This is a genomic window from Allobosea sp. TAB14, assembly GCF_052113865.1.
Lineage (GTDB): Bacteria > Pseudomonadota > Alphaproteobacteria > Rhizobiales > Beijerinckiaceae > Allobosea > Allobosea spartocytisi.
The window spans coordinates 1-12,038 of sequence record NZ_JBFRDQ010000041.1; the positions used below are offsets into that span (position 1 = coordinate 1).

At 68.2% G+C, this 12,038-nt stretch carries 13 protein-coding genes and 1 pseudogene; 5 read left to right on the forward strand and 9 right to left on the reverse strand.

The window, feature by feature from the left end; all coding sequences use genetic code 11:
• Window positions 1–734: pseudogene (locus tag AB4Y99_RS08345) on the forward strand (histidine kinase); the annotation flags it as partial.
• A gap of 55 nt (window positions 735–789) precedes the next feature.
• Here AB4Y99_RS08345 and yddG read toward each other — a convergent pair.
• Complete coding sequence (gene yddG / locus AB4Y99_RS08350) at window positions 790–1,653, reverse strand: aromatic amino acid exporter YddG (RefSeq protein WP_441522985.1); 864 nt, start codon at window positions 1,651–1,653, stop codon at window positions 790–792.
• A 182-nt stretch (window positions 1,654–1,835) separates the two neighbouring features.
• Here yddG and AB4Y99_RS08355 point away from each other — a divergent pair, with 182 nt between their 5' ends.
• Window positions 1,836–3,038 carry an MFS transporter gene (locus tag AB4Y99_RS08355; protein ID WP_441522986.1) on the forward strand — a complete coding sequence of 401 codons (1,203 nt, stop codon included), beginning with the start codon at window positions 1,836–1,838 and terminating at the stop codon, window positions 3,036–3,038.
• A 70-nt stretch (window positions 3,039–3,108) separates the two neighbouring features.
• On the opposite strand, the gene arsC is transcribed toward AB4Y99_RS08355, so the two are convergent.
• The 5 genes from arsC to AB4Y99_RS08380 all read right to left on the reverse strand — a co-directional run bounded on the left by arsC (window position 3,109) and on the right by AB4Y99_RS08380 (window position 6,724).
• Window positions 3,109–3,528: an arsenate reductase (glutaredoxin) gene (gene arsC, locus AB4Y99_RS08360; RefSeq protein ID WP_441522987.1), complete on the reverse strand. Its 420-nt coding sequence runs from the start codon at window positions 3,526–3,528 to the stop codon at window positions 3,109–3,111.
• Window positions 3,525–4,247, reverse strand: coding sequence for an aquaporin (locus AB4Y99_RS08365; protein ID WP_441522988.1), 723 nt, complete (start codon window positions 4,245–4,247; stop codon window positions 3,525–3,527). The genes arsC and AB4Y99_RS08365 overlap by 4 nt, the downstream gene beginning before the upstream one ends.
• Entirely contained in the window at window positions 4,228–4,587 is a 360-nt protein-coding gene (locus AB4Y99_RS08370; protein WP_441522989.1) for an ArsR/SmtB family transcription factor, read from the reverse strand. Before AB4Y99_RS08370 ends, AB4Y99_RS08365 begins: the two co-directional genes overlap by 20 nt.
• A gap of 176 nt (window positions 4,588–4,763) precedes the next feature.
• Window positions 4,764–5,528: an acetoacetyl-CoA reductase gene (gene phbB, locus AB4Y99_RS08375; RefSeq protein WP_441522990.1), complete on the reverse strand. Its 765-nt coding sequence runs from the start codon at window positions 5,526–5,528 to the stop codon at window positions 4,764–4,766.
• Window positions 5,529–5,545: 17 nt separating this feature from the next.
• Window positions 5,546–6,724 carry an acetyl-CoA C-acetyltransferase gene (locus AB4Y99_RS08380; protein WP_112765244.1) on the reverse strand — a complete coding sequence of 393 codons (1,179 nt, stop codon included), beginning with the start codon at window positions 6,722–6,724 and terminating at the stop codon, window positions 5,546–5,548.
• A 316-nt stretch (window positions 6,725–7,040) separates the two neighbouring features.
• On the opposite strand from AB4Y99_RS08380, the gene phaR reads away from it, so the two are divergent.
• The gene (gene phaR / locus AB4Y99_RS08385; protein ID WP_112765267.1) at window positions 7,041–7,649 is read left to right on the forward strand and encodes a polyhydroxyalkanoate synthesis repressor PhaR; all 609 of its coding nucleotides are present in this window, start codon (window positions 7,041–7,043) and stop codon (window positions 7,647–7,649) included.
• 42 nt (window positions 7,650–7,691) lie between these two features.
• On the opposite strand, the gene AB4Y99_RS08390 is transcribed toward phaR, so the two are convergent.
• Window positions 7,692–9,380: a GGDEF domain-containing phosphodiesterase gene (locus AB4Y99_RS08390; RefSeq protein WP_441522991.1), complete on the reverse strand. Its 1,689-nt coding sequence runs from the start codon at window positions 9,378–9,380 to the stop codon at window positions 7,692–7,694.
• Window positions 9,381–9,591: 211 nt separating this feature from the next.
• Between AB4Y99_RS08390 and AB4Y99_RS08395 the strand changes: the two genes are divergently transcribed.
• On the forward strand, window positions 9,592–9,750 hold the full coding sequence (locus AB4Y99_RS08395; RefSeq protein ID WP_162720285.1) for a hypothetical protein: 159 nt from the start codon (window positions 9,592–9,594) through the stop codon (window positions 9,748–9,750).
• A gap of 172 nt (window positions 9,751–9,922) precedes the next feature.
• Here the strand turns inward: AB4Y99_RS08395 and rpmF are convergent, their stop codons facing one another.
• Both rpmF and mtgA read right to left on the reverse strand, forming a co-directional pair.
• The gene (rpmF, locus tag AB4Y99_RS08400) at window positions 9,923–10,108 is read right to left on the reverse strand and encodes a 50S ribosomal protein L32 (protein ID WP_038363858.1); all 186 of its coding nucleotides are present in this window, start codon (window positions 10,106–10,108) and stop codon (window positions 9,923–9,925) included.
• A gap of 199 nt (window positions 10,109–10,307) precedes the next feature.
• Window positions 10,308–11,018, reverse strand: a complete 711-nt coding sequence (gene mtgA / locus AB4Y99_RS08405; RefSeq protein WP_081925442.1) for a monofunctional biosynthetic peptidoglycan transglycosylase — start codon at window positions 11,016–11,018, stop codon at window positions 10,308–10,310.
• Window positions 11,019–11,090: 72 nt separating this feature from the next.
• Between mtgA and AB4Y99_RS08410 the strand changes: the two genes are divergently transcribed.
• Window positions 11,091–12,038 carry a polyprenyl synthetase family protein gene (locus AB4Y99_RS08410; RefSeq protein ID WP_441522992.1) on the forward strand — a complete coding sequence of 316 codons (948 nt, stop codon included), beginning with the start codon at window positions 11,091–11,093 and terminating at the stop codon, window positions 12,036–12,038.

Here is a 12,038-nt window from a genome sequence, read left to right on the forward strand (position 1 = left end):
AGCTCAAGCCGCAGGACGCGACGCATCCCGGCGCGGAAACCGCGGCCCGGCAGCAGCCGGCCCAGCCGGAAAATGCCGGCAAGATCGGCGACCGCGTCGGCGACGCCAATGCGCCGGCGCAGGGCCGCTCCAACAATGCGGGCGGCAACAACGCGGCCGGCACGCCGGTGCAGCAGCCGGGCGGCGAGATCGCCGTCGCCCAGCGCGCCATCCTCTATGTCGAGAACCCGGACAACCCCCAGCAGCCGCGCACCGTCAATGGCCGCGTCTTCTGGCGGCTCGACAGCGAGAGCGCCGGCCAGGGCCGGCCCGTCGAGACCATCGTGCGCGCCACCATCGAAATCCCGGAAGCGGGCGTCAATCTCGACTTCACCATCCGGCGCAACACCGATTCGGCCTTCCCCGCCTCGCACATCGTCGGCATGCGCTTCACCGCCACCGGCGACCCGGCGACGCAGGGGATCAAGGAAGTCGGCGTACCGCAGTTCAAGACCGCGGAAGGCGAGCGCGGCGCGCCGCTCTCGGCGATCAACTCGGCGCTCGGCGACAATCTCTTCGTCGCGGCCCTGTCCAACGTGCCGGTCGAGGTCGAGCGCAACACCGATCTCATCCTGAACCGGAGCTGGATCGACCTGCCCGTGCTGTTCACCTCCGGTCGCCGCGGCATCATCACCTTCGAGAAGGGCGTCTCGGGCGCCCAGACGCTGGGCGACGCCTTCGGCCGCTGGCAGTAGCCCCTGCCGGCTTCGGAGACGCCCGGTCTCCACAAGGAGAGAGGCGCCCGCGCCTCTATTTCCGGGGCGGCCGGCCGACCCCGCTCGCCACCAGCGCGCCGATGACGATGAGCGCGCAGGAGGCCGCCAGCAGCCAGCTCGCCTGCGCATAGCCGAACAGCACGAGCACCAGCGTCGAGAGCACCGGGGCGGCGTAGGAGGCGACGCCGAGCAGCGCGACATCGCCCTGCTTCATGCCGATGTCCCAGACGACGAAGGCGAGCCCGATCGAGCCGAGCCCGAGGCCGAGAACACCGGCCCACTCCACCCCCGTGAGCGACCACAGCGTCGTCTCGAAGGCGAAATGGCAGAGGAGAGCCGGCACGGCGCAACCCAGCATGGTGACGCAGAGGCTTTCCGACGGCACATCGGCGAAGCGGCGCGAGACCACCGAATAACTCGCCCAGACGAAGGCGCCGAGCGCGGCCAGCACATGGCCGAAAGCGAGCCCGCCGCCGCTGCCGAGGCCGCCGGAAACGAGGAGCCCGGTCGCGACGAGCCCGATGAAGGCGCCGACGAGATGGCGGGTCTTCAGCCCGCCGCCGGGCAGGAGCGCGGCGAAGAGCACGATCAGCAGCGGCCAGAGATAATGGATCAGGTTCGCTTCCGCCGGCGGCGCCGTCTTCACCGCGGCATAGTAGAGCGCGCTGTCGCCGAACGGGCCGTAGAGGCCCAGTGCGAAGGAGGCCGGCGTCGGCCTGATCCGGCTGAGCTCGCCGCGCAGCGCCGTGATGGCGAGGATCAGCAGGCCGCCGATGRCRAASGTCATGSCGACGAGCTGGAACGGMGGYACSCGMCCSGACATSGCSGTGAACAGMGCSAGCGTCGACCAGAGCAGGATGGCGCAGAAGCCGATGAGAGTGGCGGTGCGGGAGGTCATGACGAAAAGCCGGGCTCGAAACAGGGCGGCGATAGCAGGTTTCGTCGGGCTTGCCGATGGGCCGGCGCCAGTTTGTCCGGCAGCCCCCGGCATCATGCTGCATTGCACCTCAGCATGGCAGCCATGGGCGCCATGTTCCGGAAACCGTTGACCGCGACGCCGGCTCGCATCATGCCTCATTCATGACCACGATCCCGATAGAAGGCGTCGTCCGCCGCCCGTTGATGCCGGTTCTGGCGGCGCTCAGTGTCGCCCATCTGCTGAACGACCTCGTCCAGTCGATGATCCCGGCGCTGTATCCTCTGATCAAGGATGCCTATCGGCTCGACTTCATGCAGATCGGCTTCATCACGCTGGCCTTCCAGGTGACGTCGTCGCTGCTGCAGCCGCTGCTCGGCTATGTCACCGACCGCAGGCCCTGGCCCTATGCGATGGTCGCCGGGATGTGCTCGACGCTGACCGGGCTGCTGCTACTCTCCTTCGCCCACAGCTATGCCGTCGTGCTGCTGGCGGCCGGGCTGATCGGCCTCGGCTCGGCGGTGTTCCACCCGGAAGCGACGCGCATGGCACGCCACGCCGCCGCGGGGCGGCAGGGGCTGGCGCAGGGCGTGTTCCAGGTCGGCGGCCATGTCGGTTACGCCATCGGCCCGCTGCTGGCGGCGATGGTGGTGGTGCCGCGCGGGCAGGAGAGCCTGTCCTGGTTCTCGCTGGTCGTGCTGCTGGCGATGGGGCTGATGGGCTGGATCGGCGCGCGCTATGCGGCGATGCGGCGCGAGCAGACATCGTCCAAGGAGCATGTCGAGGAAATCGCCAGCCACGGCCTGCCGCGCGGGCGCATCATCCTGGCCATGACCGTACTGGTCGTGCTGCTGATCTCGAAGAACGGCTACACGGCTGCCTTCACCTCCTACTACACCTTCTACCTGATCACGCGCTTCGGCGTGGAGGTGCAGCTCTCGCAGATCATGCTGTTTCTCTATCTCGTGGTCGGCGCCATCGGCGTCATCCTCGGCGGCATGATCGGCGACCGGATCGGCCGCGACCGGGTGATCTGGCTGTCGATCCTGGGCTCGCTGCCCTTCGCGCTCGCGCTGCCTTACGTGGATTTGTTCTGGACGGGCGTGCTCAGCATCATCGTCAGCTTCATCATGGCGAGCGCCTTCTCGGCGATCCTGATCTACGCCATCGATCTGGTGCCGCACCGCATCGGCCTTGTCGGCGGTCTGTTCTACGGCCTGTCCTTCGGGCTGGGCGGCGTGGCGGCGGCGGCTCTCGGCGCGCTCGCCGACCAGGTCGGCATCATCCAGGTGTTCAAGCTCTGCGCCTGGCTGCCGGCACTGGGGCTCCTGACCTTCCTGCTGCCGAGGGGAGCGCGGAAGGCCTGAACTTCCATCGGAAGCGCTCCGGCATGGATTCCCGGTCAGGCCCGGGATGACTGCGTGGCCCCGTCGTGCTCTAGATCGCCGCCAAGCGGACGACCTCGCCGTCTTCCTTTGTGAACGAGTCGGGGCGGCGTTCCAGAAGCTCGAGCACGACTTCGGAAGGGCGCGCCAGCTTCACGCCCTTCGTCGTAACGACGATCGGGCGGTTCACCAGGATGGGCAGGGCGACCATCGCGTCCAGAATCCGATCCTCGGAGATTCCCGGGTCGAGCAGGCCGAGCTCGGCAGCCGGCGTGCCTTTCTCGCGCAGGATATCGCGCGGCGGTGCCGCCATCGCGTCGAGCAATTGCCGGAGCTGCGCCAGAGTCCAACCCGTGTCGAGATAATGGACAACCGTCGGTTCGTAGCCGGCGGCGCGGATCATCGCGAGCGCATTGCGCGAGGTGCCGCAGGCGGGATTGTGGAAGATGGTGATCGGAAAGCCGGCAGTCATGGCGCCGCATTCTCCTGAAGAAGCCAGTGGAAGACCATCGAGGCTGCCGCGGCACCCGCCAGCTGCGCCGCAAGGAAAACCGGCACGGAGCCGGGAGCGATCCCCGCGAAGCTGTCGGACAGGCTGCGCGCCAGCGTGACGGCGGGGTTGGCGAAGGAGGTCGAGGCCGTGAACCAGTAAGCCGACACGATGTAGAGGCCGACGATCGACGGCACGGCCTGCGGCCTCAAGCGCGCTGCCCCGCAAATGGCGGCGACGAGGCCGAAGGTGGCGACGAATTCCGACAAGGCCTGGCCCGGACCGTCGCGAAGCTTGCCCGAAACCTGCAGAAGCGGCTCGGCAAACATGGCATGGGCGAGCCAGACGCCGAGAACGGCGCCGATGAGCTGCGTTGCGACATAGGCGCAAGCCACCCTCCGGGGCAGTTCGCGCCGAAGCGTCGCGACCAGGGTGACGGCCGGGTTGAAATGCGCGCCCGACACCGGGCCGAAGATGGTGATGAGCACGACCAGCCCTGCCCCGGTCGCCAGCGTATTGCCCATAAGCGCTATCGCGATGTTTCCGCCGGCCAGCCGCTCGCCCATGATGCCGGAGCCAATGACGATGGCGAGCAGGGCCATCGTTCCCAGCCCCTCCGCTGCCAGGCGGTGCGCCAGCGTCGCATCCGCAATGGGGCTGACCGCCGCGTGCATGGCGAAGTTACGCTGAGGCGGCGTCATGGGCGCAGCAAGCCGCTTGCGCGAATTTCTCCGCGAGCGGCAGGCAGATCTCGGGGGATCCGCCGCAGCAATCGTCGAGGAGATAACCGAGCAGCCGCGTCATCTCGTCATACCCGGCGGTATAGACGATCGAGCGGCCCTCCCGCCGCGCCGCGATCAGGCCGGCATGGCTGAGCACGGTCAGATTGGCTGAAAGGCTGCTGGGAGGTACGCCGAGGCGGCGCGCGATCTCCCCGGCGGCGATGCCGTCGGGGCCTGTCTRGACGAGCATGCGGAAGACCGCCAGGCGACCTTCATGAGCGAGCGCGGAAAGGCGCGTGACGGCATCTGTAATTTCCATATTTCCACGATATAGGAAATATGGAAATATACAAGTACGGAAGCGCTGCTTCTGCGGGCGGCCTCAGGCCTGGGAGCGCCCCGGGCATCTCTTGGCGGAAGAGCTCCCCCTCCGGTGCGAGATTCTCGGGTCACCGCCTTGCGGCGCCCGAGAACGACGGCGGATTGCCGGGCGGCTCACGCCATGTACTGGCCGCCATTGGCCGAGAGGGTCGAGCCGGTGATGAAGCCTGCATCCGGGCCGGCGAGGAACACGACCGCCCGGGCGATCTCCTCGGGCTCGCCGAGTCGCCCGACCGGGATATGCGGCAGGATCGACTTCTCGATCACGGCGGGATCGATCGCCTTGACCATTTCGGTGGCGATGTAGCCGGGGCAGATCGCGTTCACGGTGATGCCGGCGCGTGCGCCCTCCTGCGCCAGCGCCTTGACGAAGCCGATATCGCCAGCCTTGGCGGCGGAGTAGTTCACCTGACCCATCTGGCCCTTCTGGCCGTTGATCGAGGAGATGCAGATGACGCGACCGAATTTGCGGGCGCGCATGCCTTCCCAGACCGGGCGGGTCATGTTGAAGAGCGAGTTTAGGTTGGTGTTGATCACCGCGTCCCACTGATCCCTGGTCATCTTGTGGAACATGCCGTCGCGGGTGATGCCGGCATTGTTGACGAGCACGTCGACCGGCCCGAGCTCAGCCTCGACCTTGGCGATGCCGGCGACGCAGGACTCATAGTCGCCGACGTCCCATTTATAGAGCGTGTAGGGCACGTCCACGTCCTTGGTGATGGCCTGTCCGCAGATGACGCGGCCTTGCGCGGCGTCGAAGGTGAGCGTCGGCTGGCCGTAGAGCGACCAGCCCTGGCTCAAGGCTTCGGTGACCCGATGACAGAACGCAGCGTCATCGGGCCCGGTGAGATAGCGGTAGAGCGTCGTGCGCTTCGCCATAAGCAGAGGCGCTTGTCTCAGCGCTCCACGGCCAAGGCGACGCCCATGCCGCCGCCGATGCAGAGCGTGGCGAGGCCCTTCTTGGCGTCGCGCTTGGCCATCTCGTGGAGCAGCGTCACCAGCACGCGAGCGCCCGACGCGCCGATCGGGTGGCCGATCGCGATGGCACCGCCATTGACGTTGACGATGTCAGGGTTCCAGCCGAGATCCTTGTTGACCGCGAGCGCCTGCGCGGCGAAGGCCTCGTTGGCCTCGACGAGATCGAGATCGGCGACCTTCCAGCCGGCCTTCTCGAGCGCCTTGCGGGTCGAGGGGATCGGGCCCGTGCCCATGATCGCCGGATCGACGCCGGCCGTCGCCCAGGAGGCGATGCGGGCGAGCGGGGTGAGGCCGCGGCGGGCCGCTTCCTTGGCCGTCATGATGACGAGGGCGGCGGCACCGTCATTGAGGCCGGACGCGTTGCCGGCGGTCACCGTGCCGTCCTTGGAGAAGGCGGGCTTGAGCTTGGCCATGGCTTCCAGCGTCGCGCCGTGGCGCGGATACTCGTCGCTGTCGACGACCACGTCGCCCTTGCGGGTCGAGATGGTGAAGGGAACGATCTCGTCCTTGAACCGGCCAGCCTTCTGGGCAGCCTCGGCCTTGTTCTGCGAACCCACGGCGAAGCGGTCCTGCTCCTCGCGGCTGATCTGGTACTTGGTCGCGACGTTCTCGGCCGTGGTGCCCATATGGTAGCCGTGGAAGGCGTCCCAGAGCCCGTCCTTGATCATGGTGTCGATGAATTTGGTGTCGCCCATCTTGGTGCCCGCGCGCAGATGCGAGGCATGCGGCGCCAGCGACATCGATTCCATGCCGCCGGCAACGATGATGTCGGCATCGCCATTGGCGATCTGCTGCAGGCCGATGGCGACCGTGCGCAGGCCCGAGCCGCAGAGCTGGTTGAGGCCCCAGGCGGTCTTCTCCTGCGGGATGCCGGCGGCCATCGCGGCCTGGCGGGCGGGGTTCTGGCCCTGGCCGGCGGCGAGCACCTGGCCCAGCACGACCTCGTCGACCTCGGCCGCCTCGACCTTGGCGCGCTTCAGCGCTTCCTTGATCGCGGCGGCGCCGAGATCATGGGCGGGAGTGTTGGCAAAAGCGCCGTTGAAGGCGCCTACCGCCGTGCGCGCTGCGCCGACGATCACGATGTCCGTATCTGCCATGGGGGAATTCCTTGCTTGCTATTCTGCTGTGACCTGCCGCGCCGCTCCCGCCGGCGCAACCTTCGCCCACCTTCGAAGGCCGCCGTGACGCCGTCAAGTCAGCCCTACTGCCATATCCGGCGTTTGGCAGGGCCTCCCGGCTGTGGAGCGCGCGGTCGCGGCGGAGACATCGCCTCAATTCCGACCGGTTTTTGCGCCGCACGCTCAAAAAGCTTGCGGCGCAGCACCGAGAGGCTATCGTCACGGCAGGGAGAACGTTCCGCCAAACGGCGCCGGCACCGCCGGCACGGGGCGGATCAACGTCTAGCAGGACATGATGGCCAGCGAAAAAGAACCGACCGTCATCAAGAAATACGCCAATCGGCGCCTCTACCATACGGGTACGAGTTCCTACGTCACCTTGGAGGATCTGGCCGGGCTGGTGCGCGGCGGCGAGGATTTCGTCGTCTACGACGCCAAGTCGGGAGAGGACATCACCCGCTCGGTGCTCGCGCAGATCATCTTCGACGAAGAGGCCAAGGACGGTCAGAACCTGCTGCCGATCGCGTTCCTGCGCCAACTGATCCGCTTCTACGGCGACAGCATGCAGGCGCTGGTGCCGCGCTATCTCGAATTCTCGATGGAGAATTTCGCGCAGGAGCAGAGCAAGTTCCGCGAGCAGATGAGCAAGGCCTTCGGCAGCCCGGCCTTCGGCGGCACCGCCTTCGGAGCGCCCGCGCTCGACGCCATCCAGGCGCAGACCCGCGCGAACATGCAGATCTTCACCGAGGCCTTCCGGATGTTCAATCCCTTCACCGCCGCGGCGGCCGCGAAGGCGAAGCAGGAAGCCGCGTCGGAGCCGGCCAAGGCCGACGATCTCGGCGATCTCAAGCGCGAGCTCACCGAAATGCGCGAGCGGCTGGACAAGCTTTCCCGCAGCAAGTGAGCCGAAGGCGGCGGGCGTTGCCCGCCGCAGCCCCGGCCTGCATCAGCCGACGGCGCGGCGGCGCTCCGGCTGGGCTTCCGTCACGAGCTCGGCGCGACCGACGAGATGGCCCTGCAGATAGGTCACGCCCCARTCGCGCAGCATCGTCGCCTGCAACTCGTCATCGACCCAYTCGGCGACGGTCTCGACCWCGAGATGGCGSGCGAGRTCGATCAGCGTGCGGACATAGAAGCGGTCRTCGGTCGARCGGCGCAGRTTCTGCGTRAAGGCSCCGTCSAKCTTCAGGATGTCGATCGGGAAGGCGCGCAGATGCYKSAGCGAGGTATGSCCSGCGCCGAAATCGTCGAGCGCGATGCGGCAGCCATGCTGCTTGATCCGGGCGAGCAGCTTCGCGATCCGGACCGGGTCCTGGATGGTCGCCGTCTCGGTGATCTCGACGATCAGCCGTGAGGCGAGGCCGCGCGACGAGCCGGCCAGCGTCAGGAAGGCGTCGAGCCATTCGGGATCGCCGAGCGAGACCGGCGAGACGTTGATCGACAGCTTGAGCGCCGGGTCCCCGGCCAGCATCGCCAGCGCAAGCTCGAACACGCGATGGTCGAACAGCCGCACCAGACCGCGCCGCTCGAGCAGCGGCACCAGCTCGGCCGAAGCGAAGAACAGGCCGGCCTCGGGCTGCCCGACGCGCAGCAGCGCTTCGTGGAAGGCGACCTCGCGGGTGCGGGCCGAGACGACAGGCTGCAGGGCCAGCCGCACCCGCCGCTCGTTCAGCGCGGTGACGGCCTGGACGTCGAGCCCGCCATGGTCGGCCCTGTCCTGGTGCCGGCGCTGCGGGCGGGCGATGACGGCATCCTCGCAGGCGCCAGCCCGCGCCGCCGCCAGCGCGCCCTCGGCCGCCGCCAGCAATTCGCCGGCATGGCTGCCGAGCTCGGGCGCATGGGCCGCGCCGACGCGCAGCCGCACCAGCGCGATGCCGTGGCTGGTCTCGATGGCGGATTCCGCGACCACCTTGATGAAGCGGCGGGCCGCCGAATCGATCTGGTCGCGCGGGCAGCCGGACAGGATGATCGCGAAGCTGTTGCCGGCATAGCGAACGAGATGGTCGCGCTGGCGCGTCACCGAGCGCAGCCGCTCATGCGCCGTGATGACGATCTCGTCGGTCGCCTCATGGCCGAAATCGTCGTTGAGGCGCGCAAGCTCGTCGATCGCCGCGACGAGGACGACCACCGGCCGGTCCTGCGGCAGATGCTCCTGCAGGCTGAGGCCGATCTGCTCGACCAGGGCCGGGCGATCGCAGAGATCGCTGCCGGAAGAGCCAAATTCCTCGCTGCGCACCGCACGGTCGAGTCGCAGCACGCCGCGGGCGCAGGCCGGGCGGCCGTCGCTGCCGGCGAACCAGCGGCCGGTATCCTCCGCCCACATCTTCCGGCCGCCGAGATCGATCGCGTAGCGGGTGCGGTAGAGCACGCCCTCGCCCTGATCCTGCTCGCTCGAGCCGAAGATCGCGTCGTAGCGGCTCGGGCCGCTGCCGGGCTCGACGAGTGCGGCGAAGCCGATGCCCCGCGTCATCGCCCGCTCCGGGAGCGTGCCGAAGACATCCGCGGCATTCGGGCCCAGGCTCAGCGCGTCGCTCTGGATGTCCCAGCTATAGACCACCTCGCCGATCGACGAGAGCAATCCCCTCGGATCAGCCGCATTGTCCTTGCGGAAGCTGAAAAGCGCGGGGGAAGGCATCGCGGGCGGCCTCATCGGACTGTTCGCGCCGCATCGTTCTGGTGCGGCCCCGCCATGTCCGGCTGGTTGGGGAAGTGTTTCGAAATGATGAAGGGTTTTTGCTTAACGCCCCGTTAAGCCTGGCGACCGTCTTGCAACTTCCGCCCCGTCACAGAGTGCCCGTGCCGGAGTGAGACATATGCGTAACGGAGAGAGGCCAGCGCCTGAGGGGTTGAACCTCAGCGCGTCCGCGCTCGTGCTGCTGCAGGCCGCGGCCTTCAAAGCGCGGATCGGGCCCTTCGCGCTCAAGGGCCTGGCGACGTCGCAATCGGCCGTGCTGCTTTATCGCGCCGCGGCGCGGCTGGCGGCGTTGTCGTCGGCGAGGCGCTGAAGGGCTTACAGCCCCGCCCCCGGCATATGGCGGATAGGGCAGCCATTCCGGCGCCGTCATGCTCACAGGTTCCGAGCGCGACTCTCGGCCCGACAAGACAAAGAAAAAACCGGCCTTTCGGCCGGTTTCATCAGATTCGAGCGAAGGCCGGAGGCGATCCGGCCATTCCGGCTCAGGCGTCGGCCTTGACCTTGAGAACCTGGCGGCCGCGATACATGCCGCTCTTCAGATCGACATGGTGCGGGCGGCGCAGTTCGCCGGAGTTCTTGTCCTCGATATAGGTGGGCTGCTTCAGCGCGTCGGCCGAGCGGCGCATGCCGCGCTTCGACGGCGACGTCTTCTTCTTCGGAACGGCCATTGTACTCTCCATCGTGCCGCCGCTCGGAGCGCCGCTCGCCAAAGCTGCGCCACCGCCACGACGACGGATCAATCTCGTGAGGCGTTGCCCATACACGCTCAGGCGCGCGCTGGCTAGAGCCTCATGTGAAAAAGTGGCTGACTGACCATTGCCCACAACGATGTCGGGCGCCGGAGCCGGCTTCGTCTTCGCGGAGGAGTTAGCCGGGCAAGGCGCAATTGCCAAGGGAGCCGAGCTGGCCCATGCGGCGCAGCACGCGCCCGGAGGCCGATTGCAGCGCGCGACTCGGCTTGCCCGGATTGCGCAGGATCGGATTCGGCAGGGCCCCGGCAAGACGCGCCGCCTCCACCGGGGTGAGCCGGGCCGCGGATTTGCGGAAATAGTGCTGCGCCGCAGCCTCGGCCCCGAACAGGCCCTCGCCCCATTCCGCGACGTTGAGATAGACCTCGATGACGCGCGGCTTGCCCCAGGCGAGGTCGCTCACCATCGCGAGCGGGATTTCCAGCCCCTTGCGGATGTAGGAGCGCCCCGGCCAGAGGAAGACGTTCTTGGCCGTCTGCATGGTCAGCGTCGATGCGCCGCGGCTCGGCCCGTCCTCGTCTTCCATCACCGCGTTGAGCTCGACCCAGTCGACACCGCGATGGCTGCAGAAGCGCTGGTCCTCGGAGGCGATGACCGCGCGGATCAGATTGGGCGAAATCCGCTCCAGCGGCACCCATTCGCGCTCGACCGGCCGCAGCGTCAGCCAGCGGCCGAGCATCAGCGTCGAGGGCACGGGCACGAATCGATAGAGCACCAGAGCAACGACGAGGGCGAGGACGAGCCAGAAGGTCAGCCTCAGGCACCATCCGAAAACCCAAGCCAGGAGACCGCTCCCTGTTTCCCGCCGCTCCGCCGACGCATCCGCCATGGCCCCGCACCTTGACGATGCGGCAAACGTCCGGCAAGGCCCCCGTCCCGGCAGCGAACGCGAGACCCACGCATGAGTTCCGTCCCGTCACAGGCCAGCCACGCCGATCTCGATGCCCGGCTGGCGCAGAATGCCGCGGCGGTCGAGACGCTGCTAGAGAGCCTCCTGTCCGAGACGCCGGCGGCCGGCGAAATCCTGCGTCCGCCGCGTCTGGTCGCCGCGATGCGCCACGGCGCGCTCGCGGGCGGCAAGCGGCTGCGACCGTTCCTGACGGTGGAGACGGCCCGGCTTCTCGGCGTTCCCTCGGCACAGGCGCTGCGGGCCGGCGCTGCGGTCGAACTGCTGCATTGCTATTCGCTTGTTCATGACGACCTGCCGGCGATGGACGACGACGATCTGCGCCGGGGGCGCCCCACCGTCCACAAGGCCTATGACGAGGCAACCGCGATCCTGGCGGGCGATGCCCTGCTGACGCTCGCCTTCGACGTGCTGGCCGATCCGGAGACGCATGAATCGGGTGAGATCAGGGTGGCGCTGGTGCGCTGCCTCGCCCGCGCCTCCGGGCTTGGCGGCATGGTCGGCGGCCAGATGCTCGACCTCGCCGCCGAGGGCCGCTTCGAGGCGCAGAAGCATGCCTTGACCGAGGCGGAGATCCGGCGCCTGCAGGCGATGAAGACCGGGGCGCTGCTGGCGGCCAGCGTCGAGATCGGCGCGCGGCTGGGCGGCGCCGATGCGGCGGCGCTGACGGCGCTCGACGCCTATGGCCGGGCGCTGGGCGCGACCTTCCAGATCGCCGACGACATTCTCGACGTCGAGGCCGATGCGGCCCAGATGGGCAAGGCGACGGCGAAGGACGAGGACAAGGGCAAGGCGACSCTGATCGGCGTGCTGGGGCTCGMCGGCGCCAAGCGCGAGCGCGACCGGCTGAGCGAGGCGGCGGTGGAGGCACTCGACGGCTTCGGGGCCACGGCGGACACGCTCAGGGCCGCGGCGCGCTTCGCCGCGCAGCGAAAGAGCTGA

Excerpts from the sequence above, each read along its gene's own strand:
- AB4Y99_RS08355 (WP_441522986.1), top strand. The coding sequence starts at position 1,836 with ATGACCACGATCCCGATAGAAGGCGTCGTCCGCCGCCCGTTGATGCCG.
- arsC (WP_441522987.1), bottom strand. The coding sequence starts at position 3,528 with ATGACTGCCGGCTTTCCGATCACCATCTTCCACAATCCCGCCTGCGGC.
- AB4Y99_RS08365 (WP_441522988.1), bottom strand. The coding sequence starts at position 4,247 with ATGACGCCGCCTCAGCGTAACTTCGCCATGCACGCGGCGGTCAGCCCC.
- phbB (WP_441522990.1), bottom strand. The coding sequence starts at position 5,528 with ATGGCGAAGCGCACGACGCTCTACCGCTATCTCACCGGGCCCGATGAC.
- AB4Y99_RS08380 (WP_112765244.1), bottom strand. The coding sequence starts at position 6,724 with ATGGCAGATACGGACATCGTGATCGTCGGCGCAGCGCGCACGGCGGTA.
- phaR (WP_112765267.1), top strand. The coding sequence starts at position 7,041 with ATGGCCAGCGAAAAAGAACCGACCGTCATCAAGAAATACGCCAATCGG.
- rpmF (WP_038363858.1), bottom strand. The coding sequence starts at position 10,108 with ATGGCCGTTCCGAAGAAGAAGACGTCGCCGTCGAAGCGCGGCATGCGC.
- mtgA (WP_081925442.1), bottom strand. The coding sequence starts at position 11,018 with ATGGCGGATGCGTCGGCGGAGCGGCGGGAAACAGGGAGCGGTCTCCTG.